Origin of the sequence: Pseudoalteromonas sp. meg-B1 (assembly GCF_003173795.1) — a bacterium.
In the GTDB taxonomy this organism is placed as follows: Bacteria; Pseudomonadota; Gammaproteobacteria; order Enterobacterales; family Alteromonadaceae; genus Pseudoalteromonas; species Pseudoalteromonas undina.
Genome location: NZ_QGQU01000003.1, coordinates 21,372 through 44,520 on the forward strand (window position 1 = coordinate 21,372; position 23,149 = coordinate 44,520).

The 23,149-nt window shown below is 39.7% G+C and carries 19 protein-coding genes; 8 read left to right on the top strand and 11 right to left on the bottom strand.

All coding sequences use genetic code 11. The features are described 5' to 3' along the window. Positions 1 to 89: 89 nt before the first annotated feature. The 4 genes from thrC to DK924_RS11860 form a co-directional block, all read right to left on the bottom strand. Entirely contained in the window at positions 90 to 1,373 is a 1,284-nt protein-coding gene (gene thrC / locus DK924_RS11845; protein ID WP_109875276.1) for a threonine synthase, read from the bottom strand. A gap of 11 nt (positions 1,374 to 1,384) precedes the next feature. Further along, a complete protein-coding gene (gene thrB / locus DK924_RS11850; protein WP_008112008.1) occupies positions 1,385 to 2,320 on the bottom strand; it encodes a homoserine kinase in 936 nt (311 codons plus the stop codon). A gap of 9 nt (positions 2,321 to 2,329) precedes the next feature. Then, on the bottom strand, positions 2,330 to 4,747 hold the full coding sequence (gene thrA / locus DK924_RS11855) for a bifunctional aspartate kinase/homoserine dehydrogenase I (RefSeq protein WP_054202210.1): 2,418 nt from the start codon (positions 4,745 to 4,747) through the stop codon (positions 2,330 to 2,332). Positions 4,748 to 4,977: 230 nt separating this feature from the next. Next, positions 4,978 to 5,346 carry a response regulator gene (locus DK924_RS11860; protein WP_010390921.1) on the bottom strand — a complete coding sequence of 123 codons (369 nt, stop codon included), beginning with the start codon at positions 5,344 to 5,346 and terminating at the stop codon, positions 4,978 to 4,980. A gap of 366 nt (positions 5,347 to 5,712) precedes the next feature. On the opposite strand from DK924_RS11860, the gene DK924_RS11865 reads away from it, so the two are divergent. Both DK924_RS11865 and rdgC read left to right on the top strand, forming a co-directional pair. Beyond that, positions 5,713 to 7,479, top strand: coding sequence for a sensor histidine kinase (locus tag DK924_RS11865; protein ID WP_054202211.1), 1,767 nt, complete (start codon positions 5,713 to 5,715; stop codon positions 7,477 to 7,479). A gap of 63 nt (positions 7,480 to 7,542) precedes the next feature. Next, a complete protein-coding gene (rdgC, locus tag DK924_RS11870) occupies positions 7,543 to 8,454 on the top strand; it encodes a recombination-associated protein RdgC (RefSeq protein ID WP_109875483.1) in 912 nt (303 codons plus the stop codon). Positions 8,455 to 8,514: 60 nt separating this feature from the next. On the opposite strand, the gene DK924_RS11875 is transcribed toward rdgC, so the two are convergent. Beyond that, a complete protein-coding gene (locus DK924_RS11875) occupies positions 8,515 to 9,354 on the bottom strand; it encodes an HDOD domain-containing protein (protein WP_010390918.1) in 840 nt (279 codons plus the stop codon). Positions 9,355 to 9,635: 281 nt separating this feature from the next. Between DK924_RS11875 and DK924_RS11880 the strand changes: the two genes are divergently transcribed. Continuing rightward, entirely contained in the window at positions 9,636 to 11,336 is a 1,701-nt protein-coding gene (locus DK924_RS11880) for a Zn-dependent hydrolase (RefSeq protein ID WP_055012822.1), read from the top strand. Between the two features lie 62 nt (positions 11,337 to 11,398). Here the strand turns inward: DK924_RS11880 and DK924_RS11885 are convergent, their stop codons facing one another. Together DK924_RS11885 and DK924_RS11890 are read right to left on the bottom strand one after the other, a co-directional pair. Continuing rightward, the gene (locus tag DK924_RS11885) at positions 11,399 to 11,929 is read right to left on the bottom strand and encodes a hypothetical protein (RefSeq protein WP_010390914.1); all 531 of its coding nucleotides are present in this window, start codon (positions 11,927 to 11,929) and stop codon (positions 11,399 to 11,401) included. Positions 11,930 to 11,959: 30 nt separating this feature from the next. Then, positions 11,960 to 12,358 carry an HIT domain-containing protein gene (locus DK924_RS11890; protein ID WP_010390912.1) on the bottom strand — a complete coding sequence of 133 codons (399 nt, stop codon included), beginning with the start codon at positions 12,356 to 12,358 and terminating at the stop codon, positions 11,960 to 11,962. A gap of 107 nt (positions 12,359 to 12,465) precedes the next feature. On the opposite strand from DK924_RS11890, the gene DK924_RS11895 reads away from it, so the two are divergent. Both DK924_RS11895 and DK924_RS11900 read left to right on the top strand, forming a co-directional pair. Further along, positions 12,466 to 14,691 carry a S9 family peptidase gene (locus tag DK924_RS11895; RefSeq protein WP_109875277.1) on the top strand — a complete coding sequence of 742 codons (2,226 nt, stop codon included), beginning with the start codon at positions 12,466 to 12,468 and terminating at the stop codon, positions 14,689 to 14,691. A gap of 276 nt (positions 14,692 to 14,967) precedes the next feature. Then, complete coding sequence (locus tag DK924_RS11900; RefSeq protein WP_109875278.1) at positions 14,968 to 16,605, top strand: methyl-accepting chemotaxis protein; 1,638 nt, start codon at positions 14,968 to 14,970, stop codon at positions 16,603 to 16,605. Positions 16,606 to 16,658: 53 nt separating this feature from the next. On the opposite strand, the gene DK924_RS11905 is transcribed toward DK924_RS11900, so the two are convergent. From DK924_RS11905 to DK924_RS18765, 3 genes are all read right to left on the bottom strand, one after another. Beyond that, positions 16,659 to 18,194: a leucyl aminopeptidase family protein gene (locus tag DK924_RS11905; RefSeq protein WP_109875279.1), complete on the bottom strand. Its 1,536-nt coding sequence runs from the start codon at positions 18,192 to 18,194 to the stop codon at positions 16,659 to 16,661. A gap of 109 nt (positions 18,195 to 18,303) precedes the next feature. Further along, positions 18,304 to 19,359, bottom strand: coding sequence for a DNA polymerase IV (gene dinB / locus DK924_RS11910; protein ID WP_010390908.1), 1,056 nt, complete (start codon positions 19,357 to 19,359; stop codon positions 18,304 to 18,306). Between the two features lie 72 nt (positions 19,360 to 19,431). After that, positions 19,432 to 19,608, bottom strand: coding sequence for a hypothetical protein (locus tag DK924_RS18765; protein ID WP_010390907.1), 177 nt, complete (start codon positions 19,606 to 19,608; stop codon positions 19,432 to 19,434). Positions 19,609 to 19,757: 149 nt separating this feature from the next. Here DK924_RS18765 and DK924_RS11915 point away from each other — a divergent pair, with 149 nt between their 5' ends. The 3 genes from DK924_RS11915 (at position 19,758) to DK924_RS11925 (ending at position 22,395) form a co-directional block, all read left to right on the top strand. Continuing rightward, positions 19,758 to 20,189 (top strand): thioesterase family protein, encoded by a 432-nt coding sequence (locus DK924_RS11915; protein ID WP_054202217.1) that lies wholly within the window; start codon positions 19,758 to 19,760, stop codon positions 20,187 to 20,189. A 12-nt stretch (positions 20,190 to 20,201) separates the two neighbouring features. Continuing rightward, a complete protein-coding gene (locus DK924_RS11920; RefSeq protein WP_109875280.1) occupies positions 20,202 to 21,254 on the top strand; it encodes an aldo/keto reductase in 1,053 nt (350 codons plus the stop codon). Positions 21,255 to 21,456: 202 nt separating this feature from the next. Beyond that, a complete protein-coding gene (locus tag DK924_RS11925; protein WP_109875281.1) occupies positions 21,457 to 22,395 on the top strand; it encodes an ABC transporter substrate-binding protein in 939 nt (312 codons plus the stop codon). Here DK924_RS11925 and DK924_RS11930 read toward each other — a convergent pair. Continuing rightward, on the bottom strand, positions 22,322 to 22,948 hold the full coding sequence (locus tag DK924_RS11930) for a fumarylacetoacetate hydrolase family protein (RefSeq protein WP_054202220.1): 627 nt from the start codon (positions 22,946 to 22,948) through the stop codon (positions 22,322 to 22,324). The genes DK924_RS11925 and DK924_RS11930 overlap by 74 nt on opposite strands. Positions 22,949 to 23,149 lie beyond the last annotated feature (201 nt).

Below are 23,149 nucleotides of genomic sequence, written 5' to 3' on the forward strand. Positions count from 1 at the left end.
TTACATTTATTTAGCTTATGCGTTATGCCTAAAGCGACACATAAACAAACAAAAAAAGCGGCATGAGCCGCTTTTCTTAATGTGTTATTTTAACCTAGCTTAGCAAATAGCTCGCTGCGTAAATCGTCGTAATCATTGTGCATATCAATGGCTAAACACGGTTTTGCAAGCGCATCTGCCAGAGGTTTTGGCATGGCTATTTCGGTATTTAATACTTCTTCAACGCTTTCTTTAAATTTAGCTGGGTGTGCAGTCGCTAAAAAGATACCTGCAGCATCTGTTGCTTTATTTTCAACAAGCCCTTGGTAGGCAATCGCGGTATGAGGCTCTGCAATATAGCCAAGCTGTTGAATTTTTTTCATCACTGATTTTGTGCTTTGCTCATCCACACTAACAGAATAAAAATTGTCATAACTAAACCAGTTATTATCTAGCATAGTTTGTACTCGCGGCCAGTTATTAGGTTTACTGACATCCATAGCATTAGACAGTGACTCAATAGTGGCGCTGGGCGTCCACTGCTTATCAAGCATATAACGTGGCACAGTATCATTTTGGTTTGTAGTCGCACTGAGTTTACCTACTGGCATACCAATAACAGCGCCAATCATAGCCGCACACACATTACCAAAATTACCACTGGGTACTGAAATATGCGCTGTAGCACGCTTTTCTTTTGGCAGCTGTGCTATTGCCTCAAAGTAATAACAAACTTGCGCAACTAAGCGGCTAATATTGATTGAATTTGCTGAATTTAAACCAAGTTTTGCTTTTAACTCTTCATCTAAAAATGATTTTTTAACCAACTCTTGGCAATCATCAAAACTGCCTTCTATCGCGTAACAATGAATATTGTCACCGAGTGTAGTAAATAGCTTTTGCTGAGCGAGTGAAATTTTGCCCTTAGGGTATAAAATAACCACATCAATATTTGGCTTATTATAAAAAGCATGCGCGACAGCGGCACCGGTATCACCCGACGTTGCTGTCAATATTGTCACTTTTTCGCCGTGGTTAAACTGCGCTAAACACTCCGCCATAAAGCGGCCACCAAAATCTTTAAACGCCAGTGTTGGGCCATGGAATAACTCTAAGCAATAGGTATTGTCTTCAACTTCCACCAGCTTAACCGGAAAGTTAAACGCACTCTTAACCATCTGGGCAACAGTATCACTTGGTAGCTCGTCACCAATAAGGTGCGATAAAATTTTGCCGCTGCGAGTAACAAAGTCCATATCGAGTAATGCATCAACATCACTTAATGGCGCTAACGACTCAGGAAAAAACACCCCTTGATTACGCCCCAGTCCTGTTTTTACAGCTTCAACAAACGACACTTTTTGTGAATATTCTTTTAAATTATGTAATTGCATGACTCTTGATCCTATAAAACATTTAATTGACGCGTGCCGTCGTTATCTAATTTACAAATATGGCAAAAACCTTGCTCGTTGATGTAATTTTCCTCTAGCCACTGCGCGCATTGCTCTGCCGCTTCAAGCGTTTTACATACACTAAACAAGGTCGGCCCTGCGCCTGAAATACTCACCACTTCAGCACCGAGTTCTGGCAAACTAAGTTTGGCTTGATCAAAACCATTTATTAGTGGCGCACGATGTGGTTCAGCAATATTGTCTTGCATAATACAAAGCGCCTCATCAAAACGTGAAGTCAGTAATAAACTGCTAAAAGCCGATAATCGCTGCGCAAACTCAACCCCCGCATGCATACTTAGCTCTTTTGGTAAAACAGAGCGTGCCTTTGCGGTATTGAGCGAAAAGCCAGGAAATGCGGCAACGTAATACCAGTTTTCATCAACAGGTAACGCTATTGATTTATTCGGAATTAAATCACCGGTTAATTGTAAGCCACCAAGATAACAAGGAGTGATATTGTCATAATGACGTCCACCGCTTACCAAGCCCTCAAAATCGGCCATTAGCTCTATTAACTCAACTTGGCTTAAATTAGTTTGAGCAAACTTATCCAGCGCTGCAAATGCCGCAACAACAGAGCAAGCACTTGAGCCTAACCCAGACCCTATAGGCAGGTTTTTCTTCAACTCTAATTTTACGGCTGGCATATTCGGTGCTACATGTGTACGAAAATGCACTAAACATTGATACGCTAAGTTTTCATTCGCATCGCTTGGGAGTTTATGGGCGTATTCGCCACTACAAATAAACTCATCACGAGGCGCTTCACATATAGTAACCACATCCCCCAGCAAGCTGCCATCAATTGGGGCTAACGCCGCACCGAGGGAGTCAAAACCAACCGTAAAATTACCAATGGAGGCTGGCGCATAAACTTCAATCATAACCGCCCCCTAGCGTGATAGTGTTTTAAGAATATCGGCAAATACACCCGCAGCAGTTACTGCAGAGCCTGCGCCATAACCACGGATAACAAACGGACGTGGTTGGTAGTATTGGCTTAAAATAGCCAGCGCATTTTCACCATCACGAATTACACTTAATGCGTGTGATGAATCTACCGCTTCAATACCTACTTTACAGTGTCCATTTTTAATTGTGCCTACATAGCGAAGTACTTTACCTTCACTCGCTGCACTTTGAATACGGTCGTTAAAGTCAGCATCCAGACTTGGTAGCTTTGTCATAAACTCATCAACATTGTCACCTTGGGCGAAGCCTTGTGGTAATACCGACTCCACTTCTATGTCGCTAAGCTCCAATTTCATACCTGCTTCGCGGGCAATGATAAGTAGTTTACGTGCTACGTCTGTTCCCGATAAGTCATCGCGAGGATCGGGTTCAGTAAAGCCACTTTCTTTCGCTTTAATTGTTGCTTCAGAGAGTGATAAACCATCTTCAAGAGCACCAAACATGTACGAAAGTGAGCCAGATAAAATACCACTAAATTCAAGTAATTCATCGCCAGCACCAAAGAGTGATTGCAAGTTATCAATTACAGGCAAACCCGCACCTACGTTAGTTTCGTATAAAAACTTACGGTTATTTTTATGCGTTGCTGCAATTAAGTCTTGGTAATAAGTATATGAACTAGTCGTCGCTTTTTTGTTAGCGGCCACAACGTGGAAACCCGCATTTAAAAAATCGACGTATTGCGAAGCCAAGGCATCTGATGAAGTACAATCAACTAGCACAGGGTTAACCAAGTGATTTTGCTTAACAAACTGTTCTACTAATTTTAAATCAAATGCTTGCTCTGATTGCGTTAGTTTTTGTTGCCAATCATCAAAAGCAATGCCTTCACCATCAAGGTGTAATTGACGAGAATTAGCCACACCGTATAGGTTTAATTTAATATTACGCTTTTCAAGCCATGCTTGTTGACGTTCAAGCTGGTTTATTAGCTCTTGACCGACTAAGCCACATCCCAATAAAAACACATCGATTGAAGGCACATGAGTGAAAAAGTTTTCATGACAGATTTTAACCGCGTCATTACACAACTCACCATCAATAACCGCAGAAATAGCGCTTTCAGTTGAATCTTGCGCTATGGCAACAATGTTTACTTGTGCTTGAGCAAGCGATGCAAAAAACTTAGCAGCTAAGCCTTTATGTGCGCGCATGTTATCGCCCACTAGCGTTACAATTGCTAAATTACGTTGCACATTTACCGGCTCAATTAAGCCTGCTTTTGACTCTAAGTCAAAGGCCACTTGCAACGCATTCAACGCTAGATTCAAATCACTTTCATGAACACAAAAACTGATGCTAAATTCACATGATGATTGAGTGATCAGTACGATTGACACGTTATCATGCGCTAATGCATTAAATACTTTCGATGCCATGCCCACTTTGCCCTTCATACCAGGGCCCGAAACGGTCAACATAGCTAAGTTTTGTAGGCTTGAGAGTGCTTTTACTGGTTCATCAGATACCGTATCGTTACTAATTAGTGAGCCTTGCGCATCTGGGTTATGAGTGTTTTTAATTTCGCATGGCACTCCAGCTTTTGCACACGGTAGGATAGTTTTAGGGTGCAACACTTTAGCGCCAAAATAAGAAAGCTCCATCGCCTCTTTGTAAGATAGGAAATCAACCTTAGTGGCTTTTTTGATATAACGCGGATCGGCGCTGTATACACCATCAACGTCAGTCCATATTTGGCACACTTGCGCCTCTAAACACGCTGCAGCAATCGCAGCTGAATAATCAGAGCCATTTCGACCAAGTGTTGTGAGCTCACCTTTATCATTACTTGCAGTAAAGCCAGGCATAATGTAAACCGTTGCTGGCGACTCTTTTAGTACCGCTTGAAAACGGGCTTTACTGGCGACTAAATCGGCTTCAGCGTCTATGTGTCCACCCGTTGAAACAATACAGTCTGTTGCTTGTAAATAATGCGCGTTATGATCGGCTAGTAGGCTTTGCATTAGCGATACGCTAACACGTTCACCAAAGCTAATAATAAAAGCCCTGATTTTATCTGGGCAACACTTAATTAGTGCAACCCCATCAAGCTTATTTTTCAATTCGTTAAAGTCCGGCCAGTTTTGAACTGTTCCTTGTCTTTCCTCTACAGCCGCTTTTAAAGCATTGCAGCGGGTAACAAGTGCATCCCACAACGGGTTGAAATCCTGCCCCTGCTCTGCGGCACTAGCCAACGCAACAAGCGAATCTGTCATACCGCCAGGCGCTGAAAGCACCAGTAACATTTCATCTTTTAATTGTGCCTTAGCTAGAGCAGCTACTTGCTCTAAGCAGGCAAAGTCAGCGAGCGATGAGCCACCAAATTTTAAAACGCGCATTTTTTATGTTTCCTCATTCCATAAAACGAAAAAAGGCCTGTGTTCTAAGTGAACACAGGCCTTTAAATTTGTTGCACCGACCTATGCCACTATCCAGTAAGAATGGTGGTTGTAATAATAATGGTCGTTACAAGACTAAATGTTTTCATAAGCTTAAGACTGCCTTAACAAAGGCTATTCTGTCAACCCTAAATTAGAAGATAAAACAGTCTTTTTCATCATGAATTTTATTAATAAATGCCAAACTTATGCAAAACGTCGTTAAGTTGTATTTTATTAATAGGTTTATGAATGAAATCAATTGCACCAAGTTGCGCTACCCGCTCTCGCATTTTTTGTTGAATGTCAGCAGAAATTACCAATACATAAGTTTCTATTTTATTTGCTTTAACTTGCTCAAGCACTTCAATACCATCCACTTCAGGCATGGTTAAATCGAGGCATAGAAGATCAAACTGCCCATGATGCAACTGCTCCAAGGCTTCCTTACCATTTTTTGCCTGTTGAATATCGGCATCTATGCACTCATTTAAACAGCGGACCACTTGTTTACGAGCAACGGTTGAGTCATCACAGACTAAAATAGAAAAACGCACCATAATGACTATTTAATTAAACTCATATAAAACACCTAAACCCACGCTAAAATCAATTTGCTTGCTCAGTCAGCAAAAAGTAAAGAGTATAACCAACATAACTAGCGAGCAGGTTATTTACTGTATCTTTTACTAACGTTATCAATAAAATGCATGAATGCACAATACAAATTAGCAAAATAACTCTACATAATTTACAAACAAGCTGGCTAACACACTACGCTTTATTGTTAAGTTCATGAGGGAATCCTTATTTAAGAGCCTAAAATAACAATATAATAAAATATATGTTTATTTTTAATGATTTATTAACTAATGTTTATAAGCGTACATTAACAGCTGAATAACTAAAGGAAATACAAGTCCCTCATGCCGCAAAAAAGTCTCTCAACAAAGTTACTCACACGAGTTTTATCAGTTTATTTTATACTGACTTTTGTGGTGACCTGCGGACAAATCTTCGCAGAGTATGTTAATACCAAAGATTACATACGCGATGAGCTCGGCACACTGCAAAAAACATTTGGTAGAAGTTTAACCCGAGCAATTTGGGAGCTAAATATAAAGCAAACCACAACAACCGCAGAAGGATTACTTGATATACCTATGGTTGAAGGCGTTATTATCCGTGATGATAACGGCGCTATTATTTCTCAATTAGGCCGTGCACTAAACATTCATAACCTTTACAGCCAGCAACTTGTCCAAGAAGACGTCATGGTAGAGGATACTAAAGCCGGCTTGTTTGGCTATACATTTCCGCTTATTTTTGAATTTTCAGGCCGTGCCACTCAGGTAGGCGATGTGACTTTATTTTCTAGCCGCGACGTGATCTTTAGCCGCATCATGCTCTCTATTTACTTTTTAATTGGCAACGCCATGATTAAAACCACCTTTTTAATCATCTTGTTTTTAATCGCATTTAGAAAGCTATTAACTGAGCCGCTCACACAACTCACTGAGCAAATTGAATATCTTGAATTAGAAGAGCTCGATGGCCAGCACGTTAAAATTGTCACTGATGAAAATAACGAACTGAAAGTAATGGAACGCTCTTTTAACAATTTGATCTCTAAAGTTGTTGAGTATAAAAAAGAGTTAAAACAAACCCAGCATGACCTAATCGAAAGTAATCAAAAACTAGATCAACAAAACTTACAGCTTGAACAAGATGTTGCGCGAAAAACATCAAACCTAAGCCAAGCTATGATCGATCTGCAGCAACAAAAATATGAACTCGAACGCCAAAAAGCAGTATTAACAGAAGAAGTTGACCTACGAAAGCAAACAGAGCAAGAGCTGCTAAGTAAACAAACCCAACTACAAAACTCACTCGATGAACTAAGCTTTGCGCAAGAGCAACTTGTTGGCTCAGAAAAAATGGCGGTATTAGGTGGTTTAGTCGCTGGTATCACTCATGAAATTAATACCCCTATTGGTATTGGCGTAACCGCGACCTCATTTTTGCAAGAGCGCTTAACTGAAATAGAAACTGCATTTAAAAATAAATCACTATCTTCCTCGGCACTGGAAGGCTTTATTAATGATGCAGCACAAAGCGCTCAGCTACTCTCTCACAATTTAGAGCGTGCCTCAGACTTAATCACCAGCTTTAAACAAATTGCAGTTGATCAAGCCAGTGAGGCGCTAAGAACCATTAACTTTAAAGATTACATCAATGAAGTTATACGTTCTTTACATCCGCAAATTAAAAAAACATCCCACAGTATTCGCCTGCACTGCCCGGATGATTTAATTATTAATTTACCTGCTGGGGTGATCAGCCAAATATTTACTAACTTAATTATGAATTCATTAGTGCATGGCTTTGAAAATATAAATAGTGGTCAAATCACCATAGATGTAAATACCGATGAAAACGACTTAGTTATTAATTATCAAGATAATGGTATCGGTTTAAAACCAGCTCAACTTAAGCGTTTATTTGACCCATTCTTCACCACAAAGCGTGATGAAGGTGGCAGCGGCTTAGGTGCTCACATTATTTTTAACCTTGTAAAACAAACACTCAATGGCAAAATTGAAGTCAGTAGCGAACCTAACCAAGGGTTACATTACCGAATTTCGTTCCCTAAAAATATGTCATCCCCCCTGCCACTTTTTAAACTCGATTAGCCGTTTCTAGAAGCGGCTTTTATTGCTATGATTGCACAAATTTTTAAAATGGATCATTTCCCTATGTGGTTTAGTAACCTTATATGCTATCGCTTTAAACAAGACGTTTCGTACACTCAAGAAGACTTTGACAAGGCGTTAGAACAAGATCTATTTCGTCCATGTACTGGTCAAGAGTTGGCAACATTTGGCTGGACAAAAGCATTTGGTAAACATGGTGAAACTTTGTCTCACTTTTCACAAAAAAGCATTTTAGTCTGCGCCAAGCGTGAAGAGAAAGTGTTACCGGCATCTGTAATAAATGAGCTTGTTGCAGAGAAGGTTGATCAGATTGAAGCTGAAGAAAATCGACCAGTAAAGAAAAAAGAAAAAGATGAATTAAAAGAAAACATCTTGCACACGCTACTGCCACAAGCATTTAAAAAGTCGAGCCTACAGTTTGCGTTCATAGACCAGGAAAATGGTTGGGTTGTAGTTAATAGCGCAAGCTTTAATAAAGCTGAAGAGCTTCTGGCGTTACTACGTAAATCGTTAGGCACATTACCGGTTGTTCCTGCGTTTGCTAACTATGATTTAGATGTATTTTTAACTGACTGGCTTACTAATTTTAGTACTCCAGAGGGCTTCGCTATAGGCTCTGATGCTGAGCTTGAAGAAGCGGATGACAGTGGAGCCCAAGTTAAGCTTAAAGGCCATGACTTAGCGTGTGACGAAGTAAAATCGCACCTTGAAAGTGGTAAACGCGTAACTAAGCTTGCCTTGGATTGGCAAGAACGCGTTAAGTTTATGCTACAAAACGATGGTTCAATTAAACGTTTAAGCTATAGCGAAACACTTAAAGAAGAAAATGCCGATATTCCTAAAGAAGATATGGCGGTTAAACTAGACGCTGACTTTATTCTTGCATCTGAGGAAATAAAACTGCTTCTTGAAGAGCTTACTCAAGGCTTAGGTGATGCAGACGATTTAGCGTAAAAGCTTTATTAAACAAATAAAAAAGCACGATACTAATCGTGCTTTTTATTGTTCAAAAATTTAGCTAAACATTTCTTTTACGTCTTCAACCATATGCAAGTATTCCTCACTCTCTAACATTTCTAATGAAGGAAAAATGCCTTTATCAATATAGGTTTGTAACGCCGCAGATTTATCTGATACTTGTAGGGTTCCCTCAAGGATTGCACCAATGCGAATAAAGTCGATATAACTCACTTCAGTAGAGCGATAGTTAACATCAGCCCAGTGCTGTGCAACCTCTACAAACACATCAGGGAATTCCCATGCTTTCATTATTGAGCCACCAATTTTACCGCTTAAACGCTGAATTGCATGCGCTAAAAAACTCGGATTGGCAAACACTTCTGGATGTCGCTCAGCTTCAGTTAAAATCGGTAATACCCCAATATTATAAACCAATGAAGCTAGTGTAATGGCATCACGGTTAAGCGAAGTGTGAGTATTTCTTTTTAAGTAAAACTCCATCAATGAAATAGAATGCGAGGCCACATGCAGCGTTTTTTGCCACGCCTTGCCCATGTATCCCTTTATTAGCTCATTATTAGATACAAACAGCTGCTCCATTGCCATGGCTGTAGCTATATTTTTTATTTGCCTTAAGCCAATACGTGTCACTGCTTGATGTAAGTTAGACACCTTTACAGCACGACCCATAATGGCACTATTTGCTACTTTAATCATTCGCGCAGACAGTGCTGGGTCATGTGCTATTGCATCTGACATTTGCATCAAATTTACATCTGGGTTGTCAGCGGCTTGACGAACCTTAATCGCTACCTCTGGTAACGTAGGTAACACCAGTGTGTCGTTGTTAATTCTGTCAACCAAAATTGTGAGTAAGGCATTTTCTGTAGACATAAAATATCCCTTTGCTTAATGACCTACACTTTACAGCAAGTCTTATATTATTAATTATTTCAAAGCTTAGCAGTACTAAACATATACCCAAAGTAGAAAAAATTGTAGATAATTATTGATTATTTACTAGTGCCTCACTGATTTATGCGCACTAACGCCTAATACTTGCTATTTGCTAGTGGGTTTTGCTTTAATGCAAACATGCTAAGGCACATTAACACGCTTCAGTACCTTAACTTACAGTATACAAGTTATAAAATAGACTTTTTAAAGGCAATATAATGATCTTAAATAAAATTAGCCAAGCAATACTGCTCTCTGGCATCGTTTTTCTTAGTGCCTGCTCTGAGCAAGCACCGTCTTCAAGTAATACGCCGCAAAGCTCAGCGCCAACGGCTTCTCAAACGCCTTCTGGGCCAGCGCTTGTTAATATTGACCGTCAACGCTTAGACATATATACAGACTTTAGTTTACAAAGTGACTTATCACACTTGTCTGACAATCAAAAAGCTATGGTAGCTAAACTTATTGATGCTTCAAAAATTATGGATGATTTATTCTGGAAGCAAGCATTTGGTAAAGATAAGCAAGACTTTTTAGCACAACTAGATGATGAAAAAGTACGTCAGTTTGCTGATATTAACTATGGCCCATGGGATCGCTTAAACGGCGATGAAGTATTCTTATCAGGCTATAAAGAAAAGCCGCTTGGTGCAGGCTTTTACCCAGCCGACATCACCAAAGAAGAGCTTAATAACGCTGATGTAAAAGATAAAACAGGGCTTTACTCACTGATTAAACGTGATGAACTAGGCAACTTATACAGCACTCCTTATTCAGAAGAATATGCCGTAGAGCTTGCTCAAGCTGCTGAGTTACTTAGAGAAGCCAGCAAGCTAGCCGACGACAAAGAATTCGCCAACTACCTAAACTTACGAGCTGACGCAATACAAAGCGATGACTTCCAAGCCTCTGACTTCGCTTGGATGGATATGAAAAATAATCCAATTGATGTGGTTATTGGCCCAATTGAAAACTACGAAGACCAATTATTTGGTTATCGTGCTGCCTATGAATCGTATGTACTAATTAAAGATTTAAAATGGAGCGAACGTCTGGCTAAATTTGCTGCCTTTTTACCTGAGCTGCAAAAAGGCTTACCTGTTGATAGCAAGTACAAGCAAGAAGTACCAGGATCAGATGCTGACTTAAATGCCTATGATGTTGTTTATTATGCTGGGCACTCAAATGCTGGCAGTAAAACCATTGCTATTAATTTGCCCAATGATGAGCAGGTGCAATTAGAAAAAGGCACACGTCGTTTACAGCTTAAAAACGCAATGCGTGCGAAGTTTGATAAAATTTTAGTGCCTATCTCAGAGCAGTTAATTGTGCCAGAGCAACGCAAACACATTACCTTTGATGCATTTTTTGCCAATACCATGTTCCATGAAGTGGCTCACGGTTTAGGGATTAAAAACACCTTAACGGGTAAAGGTACCGTTCGCCAATCACTTCAAGAACACGCTAGTGCTTTAGAAGAAGGTAAAGCCGATATTCTTGGTTTATACATGGTTGAACAGTTACTTAAAAAAGGTGAGATCACTGAAGGGACTTTAGAAGATTACTACACCACCTTTATGGCGGGTATTTTCCGCTCAGTACGTTTCGGTGCCTCAAGTGCACATGGTAAAGCAAACATGATCCGCTTTAACTTTTTTGCTCAAGAAGGTGCTTTTTCCAAAAATGAAGATGGGCTATACAGCATCAACATGGATAAAATGGGTGATGCCATGGCAAAATTATCGCGCCTTATTTTAACTCTACAAGGTGACGGTGATTACGAAAAAGTAGATCAACTCATTGCCACTCATGGCGATATTAAAGCGGAACTTGCTAAAGACTTAGAAAAGTTAAGCAAAGCGAACATCCCTGTAGATGTGACCTTTAAACAAGGTAAAGATGTGCTTGGCCTTGATTAACAAAAGCTAATTAAATAAAAAAGCGTTACATTGTAACGCTTTTTTATTACTTATCAGTATGCTTATTTGTCATTCACCACTTTGCGTACAACCGGCTCAAGGCTTGCCATTCCCCACTGCTTACCGATTTCAATCGCAGACTCTATATCTGTACCTTGCTGGTGGGCTGAAATAGCCATTAACGCGCCAACACGGTTGCTACTTGCACAATGAACAACCACCGACTCACCTTTAAGTTGCTCTAAAAGATTGGCTAACTGCTTTGCATTATCAGTGTTTACGTCTTTTGCACCCGCAATCTCAATTGCGTGGTAGCTCATTCCTAAAGAGTTGACTAACGCGCCTTCATCCCAGTCTTGCTCATCTGCTGCACGTAAATTAATAACATGCTTTACCTTGGCTTGCGATAATTGCTTAAACTGCTCTTTAGTCGGTTGCGCTGCTGAAAAAACCAGGTTGTTATGTGCTGCAAAGTTTTTAATGCTAACGTTATTTACCACATCCGTAGCTACCGGCTGCTCGCTCGCTATTACTGTTGAAACAGCAATGGCTGCTATAAATACACTAGTGCAGAGTTGTTTTATTAATTTCATACTATCTCCTCAAAGTAACCCATTCTGATTTTAAAAATGCGTTTTTAATTGCTCTATCTGCTCATTAGTATAAGGGACACTTGGGAACTTGCCCCATACCGGCGCAGGCCATGCAATATCTGTTTTAAAACGCGCTATATGATGAATATGTAATTGCGGTACCATATTGCCAAGCGCGGCCACATTTAACTTATCAGGATTAAACACCTCAATTAATAAATGACTGAGCTTAGCCGACTCCTGTAAATAAGTAATTTGTTGCTGCTCGGTTAAATCTATTATCTCTTTTAAACCCGCTATTCTAGGAACTAATATAAACCATGGGTATTGGCTGTCATTTAGTAGTAATACCTTACAAAGAGGCCAATCGGCCAGTTCAATACAATCTCTTGTCAGCTCTGGGGCTAAGGTAAATGATGTTTCGCGCATGTTAAATCCTTAGGTTATTTTACTTCACACTTTATAGCATTTAGTTGCAGTTGCACACGCTTGTGCTTTACCATCGGGGATAATTTTATGTAAGTAAAGGCAATCCTGTGTTAAAAAAACTAAAACACCTCTCACTGGCAATCCCCCTGATGGCGGGCGCATTAAGCGTTCAAGCAAAGCCGTTAACGCTTGAGCGTATATTTGATGATCCAAGCTTAGCTGGCAAATCTCCGGTACAACTTAAGTTTTCTCCCGATGGTAGCCGTGTTACCTACTTACAAGGTAAAGCAGATGACTATAACCGCTATGATTTATGGGAATATAATTTAAAAGATAACACCAATCGATTGCTCGTTGATTCAGCGCAATTATTTTCAGGCCCAGAAAACCTGTCAGATGAAGAAAAAGCACGCCGTGAACGCCAGCGTATTTTTGGTAAAGGTATTCTTGAATACAAATGGTCAAAAGATGGTAAAGCGTTATTATTCCCTCTTAATGGCGACCTTTATTACTTCGACTTAAAAACAAAAAATAGTAAAAAGCTGACTAACACTGAAGCATTTGAAACCGATGCGCGCTTTTCTCCAAAAGGTAATTTTGTGTCGTTTGTTCGTGAGCAAAACCTCTTCGCATTAGAACTGGCATCTGGTAAAGAAATTCAATTAAGTAAAGATGGCGGTGGCGTTATTAAAAACGGTATGGCCGAATTTGTGGCGCAAGAAGAAATGAGCCGCATGACCGGTTATTGGTGGGCAAATGATGAATCTAAAATCGCCTTTACTCGCGTTGATGAAAGCCCTGTTCAAGAAGCGATTCGTAACGAAATTTATGCTGATGAAGTAAAGCTATTTAATCAGCGTTACCCATTTACTGGCACTAACAATGTTGACATTCAACTTGGCGTTGTAAAGCTTAATGACCAAGTGATTGACTGGATTGACTTAGGTGAAAATAAAGATATTTATATCGCTCGTGCTAAATGGTTAAACGATAGCAACACCCTGTCTTACCAGTGGCAAAATCGTTCTCAGCACAATTTAGAATTACGCTTTTACAACAGTAAAACAAAACAGCAAACCGTCGCATTAACTGAAAAAAGCGATACTTGGATAAACCTACATTTTGATCTTGAGTTTTTAAAAGATAAAAAACATTTTGTGTGGGCCTCGGAGCGAGATGGATTTAAGCACCTTTATTTGTACGGTAATAATGGCCAACTTATTCGTCAAATAACAGCTGGTGACTGGGTTGTTGATAGCTTAAAAGGCGTAGATGAAAAAAATGGTATAGTTTACTTTGCAGCGCGTAAAGATACTGCGCTTGAAAGCCACTTATACAGTGCGCCTTTATTTAAAAAAGGAGCAATTAAGCGTATAACTGAAAAAGGCCAATACCACAATGTTGTACTGGCAAAAGATAACAAAACCTTCATTGACACTAGTTCATCGGTGAATAAGCCAAATTCAGCAGCGCTGCGCAAAATCAATGGAGAGTTTATTACGTGGCTTGAAGAGAATAAACTAGACGACTCTCACCCACTAACTCCCTTTTTAACCGATTTAGCAAAGCCTGAGTACGGTACTATTACCGCTGAAGACGGCCAAGTTATGCATTACCGTTTATTTAAACCTACAAACATGGCTAAGGGTAAAAAGCACCCAGTTATTGTTAACGTGTATGGCGGCCCTCATGCTCAGCGAGTAACTAATAGCTGGCGTAGTAAAAACTTATACTTTCAATATATGGCGCAACAAGGTTATGTTATCTTTCAACTAGATAACCGCGGCTCTTATAATCGTGGTAAAAAGTTTGAAGATGCAATATATAAAAATTTAGGTGTTGTTGAAGTAGCTGATCAGATTAAAGGCGTTGAGTTTTTACGTACACTTGATTACGTAGACCCTGCACGCATTGGTATTTATGGTCACAGCTACGGTGGTTATATGGCGCTAATGACCATGTTTAAAGCAGGCGATTACTTTAGTGCTGGTGTTTCAGGCGCACCTGTAACTGACTGGGCCTTATACGATACTCACTACACCGAGCGTTACTTGGGTCACCCTGATACAAATGCGCAAGGTTATACCGACAGTGCTGTTTTCCCATATGCTGAAGGCCTTAAAGGCCCATTAATGATTTACCATGGTATGGCCGATGACAACGTGTTGTTTACCCATGCAACAAAATTGTTTAAACAGCTGCAAGATAACAATCAACAGTTTGAAATGATGACTTACCCAGGCTCAAAACATAGTCTTCGCGGTAAACAAGTTCAAACTCATTTACATCAAACTATTACTAACTTCTTTAACCGTAATTTTAATACAAATTAACTAACGTTAGGTTAATTATTCGACTAAAGGCTGATACAAGTATCAGCCTTTTTTTATGCAAATAAGATATATTGAAACGTCAACAAACAATAATTAAATCAATTTGAGCATAGAGTAACTAAAAATCTAAGCCTGAGCGCGCAACTTGTATTGTATTTAAATTAACCGCTAACAACTAAATATAAAAATTCAATATTATGAAAATAAAGCTCTATTAGCCTATATTTTAACTATGCTTATTAAAGAGAAGTAATGCTCTTATACAGGAACATGTTTATGCTAAATCTCCGTCGTTTTACTATATTTCAACGTCTAGCCATTTTAGTAGGGATTGTAATATTTGGTTTAATTGTATTGAGTATTTCGAGCTTGAGTAACCAATACCAAGCGCTCAAAAACGAGCAATACCTTAAAACTAAAAATGTGGTAGAAACTGCATATAGTACTATTAAGCACTATGCAGCCCTTGAACAAAACCAAACTCTTACTCGCCAACAAGCACAGTCTCAAGCAATCGCCTCAATCCGCTCATTGCGCTATGATGACACTAACTATTTTTGGATCAATAATTACCAGCCGGCGATGGTAATGCACCCAATAAAACCAGCTCTTGAGGGAAAAGATTTAACTAATAATAAAGACCCTGATGGCACCCCGTTATTTGTTGAGATGGTTAGCGTTGTAAAACAATCCGGCGAAGGTTATGTGCCTTATAAATGGCCAAAGCCCGGTAATGACAACCCCGTAGATAAAATTGCGTTTGTTAAAGGTTTTGATCAGTGGCAATGGATAATCGGCTCGGGAGTTTATCTTGATACCATAGACAGTGCCTTTTCGCAGCAGCGCACTATCATCATTATCAACGTTGTTATTATGATTATTGTGGTGGTGTTATTTAGCTACTTTATTGGCCGAAGCATTTTAACGCCGACTCGTTTAGCAGCGCAGATGATGAAAGATATCTCTCAAGGTGAGGGGGATTTAACTCGTACTCTCAACGAAAATGGTAATGATGAAATATCTCAACTTTCGCGGTCATTTAATTTATTTGTCTCTAAAATTAGAGAGTCTTTAGTACTAGTTGCCAAAAGCGCAAACGATGTAAACGAGCATGCCCATGCTGTAGATGATTCTAGCAAAACCAGCCAGTCGTTTATTGAGCTTCAAAACGACAGTAGCACCCAAGTAGCCGCTGCAATGGAGGAAATGACTCATCAAATTCATGATGTTAGCCGTAATGCCGAAGCCGCTGAACAAGCCGCAAATGATACTGCCAGTAATGCATCAACGGGCAAAAATGTAGTATCTAAAACGATTACCGCCATTGAAACCCTCTCGAGTAATATAGAAACCGTAAGCAAAGTAACCGCTGATCTTGCTCAAGAGAGTAATAATATTGGTTCGGTGCTTGATGTAATAAGAAGTATTGCAGAGCAAACTAACCTGTTGGCACTCAATGCAGCCATTGAGGCTGCACGGGCAGGTGAACATGGTAGAGGCTTTGCCGTCGTAGCCGATGAAGTAAGAACCTTAGCAAGTCGAACGGGTAAAAGCACTGATGAAATTCAAGCCATGATAGCTAAACTGCAAGAAGGCGCTAAAGCCGCAGTTGAGGCGGTAAAATCTAGCCAAGAAATTTCTATTTCTACGGTTGAACAAGCCTCTTCAGCAAATACATCACTGGATGAAATAGACAGGTTAGTATCGGTGATCACCGATATGAACGGCCAAATTGCAAGAGCAACAGAGCAGCAAACATCGGCCGCAGATGAAGTGAACTTAAGAATTAACGATCTTTCGCAATCAACGGAGCAATCATTAGGTAATACTAAGGATTTAACCCTTGCCAGCGACAAACTCAAACAAAGCAGTGTTGAATTATCTAGCGTGGTATCGCGCTTTAAGCTTAGTTAACTCAATTAAAAAAGCCCTGATTTTCAGGGCTTTTTAAGATCATTTATAGAGAATTATAAACAGTAGCGGGCAAATAAACTGCTTACTGACGCCGCAGTTGGTTTACCATGTTGCCAATCGCCGCCTTCAACGCCACTACCGGCAATATCCATATGCACATAAGGGAGTGGTAAAGTAGACTCATTACCATGCTTATCTAACCCGCCTACAACAGCTAAAAATGCCATAGGGAATTGATGACCGCGCGCTGTGACGGCAGAAGCCGCATTATTACTAGAAAGCACATCATCGGCTAAAGTACGTGGTTTTATAAAGTCATAATCTTCACGACGTGAACGTGATACTTCAGCACCGTCAGCCCATAAATCACCACAATCAGCTAATTGACGTGAAATATTAGCACTACGTGCTGGCCCATTTTCTACATAAGCACCATATGGTCCCATCGCACGTGCAGCATGCCCTGTTAAAGTAGCCACAGTAAACAGCGTTGGGTTTATTTCGTTTACAGCCAAATCTTTCATTTCACTAAGTAAATCACCCATCGCTAGACGCCCTTCGGCATCAGTATTACCAATGCGCACTCGCACACCTTCACGGCTAGTAATAATTTCATCAGGAACAAAACAATCTGAACCAATTGAGTTACGTACCACTGCTAAAAAGGCAATCACTTTAACGCCTTTAGGCTGGTAATCAGCAACTGCTTTCATAAATCCAGCCACAGAAGCCGCACCACCTTTATCTCGACTCATACCTGCCATGTAGCCGCCTACTTTTAAATCTGCACCGCCTGTGTCATAAACTAAGCCTTTACCAACAAACATCAGTGTGCGCGTTACTTCACCCTCTGGTACATATTCAAGTTTAACAACGCGTGGATGATGACGCTCTACTGCATAAGATGCACGAGCAACAGTACTTAGCATCGGATAGTGTTTATCAATGGCAGCCAAGTCATCAATCACATCAACGCTCACTGCGCTATTATTAAATAGTTCGCTACAGTAATCAGCAAAGCGTGGTGGTGCCATACGTTCAGGCTCGGTACCACATAAATCACGTGCAGCATATTGTCCAGCTGCTAATGCATTGACTGCTTTAATCGTTTGCTCATTGGCATCAATTAAACCGATTTGAGTAATTGGCTCAATACCATGACCATGAAATTCACGTGCTTCAAGAGGCTGCCATAATGCTTGGCATGCGCCTAAATAGGCCACTTCCAGCGCGTGTTGGTAACGGCTGTCGGTATTTAAAGCAGGTAAGTAAATAGCGGGGTTAACACTGCCTGACGCTTTAGCCTCGTTAATGGCTAATTTAGCCGCATCAAAATAGCGACGTACATCATCATAATCTCTATTTAAAGGGCCTGTAGGGGCTATCACAACACGTTTACCGGCAATTACTAGCAAGGTAACTTGATTACCTATGCGAGAGTCTACTTGAGCTTGATTTAAAATTGCATCGCGCAGAGGCGTATTTGGTATGTGAGAAAAGTCATCGCTGATAATAATTAGTGCATCGTGTGATGCACAATCTAGGCTTGCACTAACTGGCTGAGCCAGCACTGCTTTTGGATATGCCATAAAAAAGATCCTGTTAGAAAACGTAGCCCCTATTATTATTTATTTAGCAATTTATAACCAGTAAACTGCGGTAATCTGCATACTTACTGGCAACCTAGAGTTACAGCTTTTACACGTCTAAAATACTCAGCTGTAAATTATGCTCTGGTTGGTTTTTAATGCCAACACCTATTCCTAATAAACGCACAGGTTGTTGTAATCCGCGTTGATAGGCTTTGGCGAGTAACTCTTTAAAAATAGCCGTGTTTAATTGATGATTCGCTTGATCTGCTGAGGTCACAACAAAATTAGCAAATTTAACTTTAACACTTAACTTGTTAATTTTATTTTGTAGCTGCTGTTTGTTTAATCTAACCTCGAGCTCACCTAGCAGTTGCGGTAATTGCTCCAAGCACTCATCAAGACTATTTTTGTTGTATTCATAAGTATGCTCCACGCTCAATGACTTACGAATCCGCTCAGTTGAAACCCGCCCTATATGCTCCCCCATACATTTTTGATATAACGACACGCCAAAATTCCCCACATGTTGCTGCATCCAATTAGCCCCTTTTTCGCGAACATCTTGGCCCGTGTACAACCCTTTTAAATTAAGCTTCTCCAAGGTTACCTTACCCACTCCTGGAATTTTACCTAGTGGTAATTGGGCTAAAAACGAGTCAACTTGCTCAGGCAATACTACAAATTGGCCATTGGGTTTATTTTCATCGCTAGCAATTTTGGCTATAAATTTAATTGGCGCAATCCCCGCAGAAGCGGTCAGCCCTGTGGTATTAAAAATATCGGTGCGGATCTGCTCAGCAATTAACGTTGCACTGCCTTTAAATGCAGTACTGTCGGTAACATCTAGGTACGCTTCATCAAGTGAAAGAGGCTCAACAAGATCAGTATAGCGGTTAAATATAGCGCGGATTTGAGTTGATACTTGTTTATAAACAGCCATTCTTCCGGGAACAATAACTAAATCGGGGCAAAGCTGTTTGGCATGATAGTTAGACATAGCAGAGCGCACCCCATACTCTCTAGCAAGATAGTTAGCGGTAGAGAGCACTCCACGGCGACTGTTACCGCCAATTGCCAGCGGTACACTTGCAAGCTTGGGGTTGTCGCGCATTTCAACGGCTGCATAAAAGCAGTCCATATCTATATGAATAAACTTTTTCATCACACAATAACAACTGTTTATTTATACAGCCATTATTGTGGAATCGCTGCTAATTAGCAAGCTTGTTGTTATTTAAAAAGAGCGCCTATTTTTCTTAGGCTTATTAAAACAATACATCCAAAATAAAATTTCTAAAGAAAAGCCTAATAAAATCAAAATAATTGCTCCTGCCTCATTACCCATAGCGTAACAAGTAAACGACGCTATAAAAACGGTGCATGCCAATAACCAATTAATTATATTCTGCATAGTTATCTCCTTGTGTGTTAATAGTTACTATAGTCATGAATTCAAAGAGGTACAATTTTAGCCCTAGAATTTTTGCCAACTATAATTCCCTTGAGCTCATCCGACCATGTTGCTAATCTAAATACTTTAAAACCAAGAGCTATAAATACATGGAAACGTTTAAACAACAACACCCTATTCATACCGACATTACTGTAGCGTGGGGCGATATGGATGCCCTACAGCATGTTAATAACTGTGTTTATCTTCGTTATTTTGAAATAGCCAGAATCGACTTTTTAAATAAATTAAATTTATTTGATACTATCAATGCTAAAGCCACTGGCCCTGTGATCAGTGAAAATAATATTCGCTACAAACGCCCTGTGACGTTTCCTGACACATTAAGCGTAGGTATTACTATCAGTGATATTAAGTCAGACAGATTTATAATGAATTACAGTGTATTCAGTCATGCGCAAAATGCGATAACAACCACTGGCATGTCAAAAGTGGTGATGTTTGACTTTAAAACAGGGCAAAAAGCGACGATCACAGAACCTTTGTTATCGGCTTTAAAAGCAAACTCTGAAAACGAATAATTAGGATTAGTAATGCAATATAGTCAATTAGGCAGTAGTGATATTAGTGTTTCTAGGGTCTGTTTAGGTAGTATGACCTGGGGAGTACAAAATACCCAGCATGATGCTGATGAGCAAATAGCCTATGCTCTTGACCGTGGTGTTAACTTTATTGATACGGCAGAAATGTACGCAGTTCCTCCCTCTCCCGATACTTATGGTAAAACTGAGGAAATTATAGGGAATTGGGTCGCACGTAATTCACAGAAACGAAAAGACATTGTTATTGCAACTAAAATTGCCGGTAATGGGCTTTCATGGATCCGTGATGGTGGTGATATTACTCGCCAAGCTGTTATTGATGCAGTTGATCAGTCTCTAAAACGCCTACAAACCGACTATATTGACTTATACCAATTACATTGGCCAAATCGCCGCACTCCTCATTTTGCAAGGCAATGGCCTGGCATGCTTAAATTTACTGAGGTCGATGCAAAACAACACACCACTGACATGCTTGATATTTTAGAGGGTTTAGATGCGTGTGTTAAAGCGGGTAAAATTAAACACTGTGGACTTTCTGACGACACCCCGTGGGGGATTAGCCAATTTTTAAATTTAGCCAAAGAGCACAATTTACCAAAAATGGTGTCTATTCAAAATGAGTTTAGTTTAGCGCATGCGAAAGATTGGCCTTATTTAATAGAGCAATGTGTGCATGAAGATATTGCTTATTTACCTTGGTCACCTTTAGCTGCTGGACTATTAACGGGTAAATACCTAAATGGAGCGCGCCCTGAAGGCTCTCGTTGGACATTTATGCAGCGTAACGGTATTTTTAGAGATACGCCACAATCACAAAAGGCGACCAAAGAGTATGTTGAACTTGCCCATGAACACAACATGACACCAGCACAATTAGCGCTAGCGTGGTGTAATCAAGTGGATGGCGTTACCTCATCTATTATTGGTGCCACTACTATGGCACAATTAAAAGAAGACATTGATGCATTTGAGCTAACCCTTAGCGACGATGTACTACTAGCGATTGATACCATATTCAGAAATAACCCAATGCCATACTAGGGCTTATTAATTTTTTGGGATTAAAGTTTGTTCTATATAGGGCGATTTAATCACGGCAAGAGGTTTTAAGCCTAGCAGGTGATCAAAAACAGCAAAGTATAAATACGTTTCAATGAAATTGATGCTTTGCTGTTCTTCATGTTTATTTTTTAGGCATTACTAGTATAATACGCAACAAATTTTCTAGGCGGATCTATTTGTAATGCAATCACTTCGTTTTTTATGTCTTGGCATTTTGGTAACTTTTGCTACTTGCAGTCATAGTAAAACAGCAAAGCCAATAGAAGAAATTTTATGGTTACAAAGTAAGACCCCCCCGTTTCATTTAAGCAAAGAAACAAAACAGCTTGGCTTATGCGATGATTTAACACAACAGCTAATGCATAGCATAAAAGGGGTGAAACATACCCGCTTAGTTTTACCGCAAAAGCGGATTAATAAATATATAGATGAGGGTAGGAACGTTTGTTTTCCATGCGCTATTTACAAACGCAGTGCAAATAAACAGTTTTTATATTCATTACCTACAGCGGTTTATCCCCCACATAACATCATAACTACCGCGGCAAAAGCACCTGAACTAATCTCTAAGCATGGAAACCCTATAAACTTAGTGGGTTTACTTGCTGATAAAAACTTCACTTACGGTCAAGCTGATGCACGTCGTTTTTCTGTGCAGATTAACAATATTATTGAAAACTCATTAACTCACTCTAATGTTTCTATGAGCTGGAGTAGTGATAATGAAAGTGGTGTTGTAATGGAGCGCTTAAAACACGGCTCTTTGGATTACTCGCTTGATTACCCATTTATTACTAGCCACTTTAGCAAAGGCAATCAATCAAATATTGTAAACCTACCGATTGCCCAAAATAAAAATAAATTAGTTCCAATAGCCGTTGGTTGTGCGACCAATGCCCCAAATAATTTTGCATCTATGGCAATAAAAAAAATTAATCACGCACTAAAAAATAATATTTTAACCTCAGAGCAATACAAAAATAATCAACAATACTGGTTAAATGAACACTTTAGTGACTTTAATAAAGCCTATAATCAATATGTGCTTAACTTTGATTCACAGACCAATGATGCTCCAATAAACACTGCTGACCAGAGTCAGAATAAAGAGCAACTTTAAACTCTCGCCCGGCGCTTACCATCCCTACGCCAGCAGGCGTGCCGGTCATAATAATATCGCCCTCTTCTAAACCCATAAACTCATTTACCTCTGCCAGAATTTGCGCAGGTTGGTGCAACATTAGCTGGGTTTCCCCGTGCTGAATTACTTTACCATCAATATGTAATTCAAACATAAACGATGTCATTTCTGGCGTTAACTCAATAAAATCACTAAATAATGCTGAGCCATCGAATGCTTTAGCACGCTCCCACGGCAAGCCCTTTTCTTTTAAACTGCTTTGCAAAGCTCGCTTAGTCAAATCGAGTCCAATCCCTACGCCTGCAAGCTGCTTATTTTTTATCACAAAGCATAATTCAGTTTCATAATGTAACGTATCACCGTTATGGGAAGAGAGTAAGGTATTAGTGATCGCGCTATTAGGCTTATTAAAAATTACCATTTGCTCAGGGTGTTCGTTGTTTAATTCAGCAATATGCGCACTGTAATTGCGCCCCACACAGACTATTTTTGAAGGTTGTATGCTCTGCGAAGCCAGCTTTATTTGATTCATTCTCTCACCTGTTAATTACATAATGCATTTAATATTTTGGCATACTCTCAAATTATTAATGCAAAAGCGAATGCAGTTTTATCATGTTTTTGTGACTATTACTGAGCTGAATATAATCAATCACATAGAATGGAATAAAAGTAAGGAGGGACTAATTTGGTAGGTTTTTGTATACGCGGTTTTAAAGCAATAAGCAGGTAC

Excerpts from the sequence above, each read along its gene's own strand:
- thrC (WP_109875276.1), bottom strand. The coding sequence starts at position 1,373 with ATGCAATTACATAATTTAAAAGAATATTCACAAAAAGTGTCGTTTGTT.
- thrB (WP_008112008.1), bottom strand. The coding sequence starts at position 2,320 with ATGATTGAAGTTTATGCGCCAGCCTCCATTGGTAATTTTACGGTTGGT.
- thrA (WP_054202210.1), bottom strand. The coding sequence starts at position 4,747 with ATGCGCGTTTTAAAATTTGGTGGCTCATCGCTCGCTGACTTTGCCTGC.
- DK924_RS11860 (WP_010390921.1), bottom strand. The coding sequence starts at position 5,346 with ATGGTGCGTTTTTCTATTTTAGTCTGTGATGACTCAACCGTTGCTCGT.
- DK924_RS11865 (WP_054202211.1), top strand. The coding sequence starts at position 5,713 with ATGCCGCAAAAAAGTCTCTCAACAAAGTTACTCACACGAGTTTTATCA.
- rdgC (WP_109875483.1), top strand. The coding sequence starts at position 7,543 with ATGTGGTTTAGTAACCTTATATGCTATCGCTTTAAACAAGACGTTTCG.
- DK924_RS11875 (WP_010390918.1), bottom strand. The coding sequence starts at position 9,354 with ATGTCTACAGAAAATGCCTTACTCACAATTTTGGTTGACAGAATTAAC.
- DK924_RS11880 (WP_055012822.1), top strand. The coding sequence starts at position 9,636 with ATGATCTTAAATAAAATTAGCCAAGCAATACTGCTCTCTGGCATCGTT.
- DK924_RS11885 (WP_010390914.1), bottom strand. The coding sequence starts at position 11,929 with ATGAAATTAATAAAACAACTCTGCACTAGTGTATTTATAGCAGCCATT.
- DK924_RS11890 (WP_010390912.1), bottom strand. The coding sequence starts at position 12,358 with ATGCGCGAAACATCATTTACCTTAGCCCCAGAGCTGACAAGAGATTGT.
- DK924_RS11900 (WP_109875278.1), top strand. The coding sequence starts at position 14,968 with ATGCTAAATCTCCGTCGTTTTACTATATTTCAACGTCTAGCCATTTTA.
- DK924_RS11905 (WP_109875279.1), bottom strand. The coding sequence starts at position 18,194 with ATGGCATATCCAAAAGCAGTGCTGGCTCAGCCAGTTAGTGCAAGCCTA.
- dinB (WP_010390908.1), bottom strand. The coding sequence starts at position 19,359 with ATGAAAAAGTTTATTCATATAGATATGGACTGCTTTTATGCAGCCGTT.
- DK924_RS18765 (WP_010390907.1), bottom strand. The coding sequence starts at position 19,608 with ATGCAGAATATAATTAATTGGTTATTGGCATGCACCGTTTTTATAGCG.
- DK924_RS11915 (WP_054202217.1), top strand. The coding sequence starts at position 19,758 with ATGGAAACGTTTAAACAACAACACCCTATTCATACCGACATTACTGTA.
- DK924_RS11920 (WP_109875280.1), top strand. The coding sequence starts at position 20,202 with ATGCAATATAGTCAATTAGGCAGTAGTGATATTAGTGTTTCTAGGGTC.
- DK924_RS11925 (WP_109875281.1), top strand. The coding sequence starts at position 21,457 with ATGCAATCACTTCGTTTTTTATGTCTTGGCATTTTGGTAACTTTTGCT.
- DK924_RS11930 (WP_054202220.1), bottom strand. The coding sequence starts at position 22,948 with ATGAATCAAATAAAGCTGGCTTCGCAGAGCATACAACCTTCAAAAATA.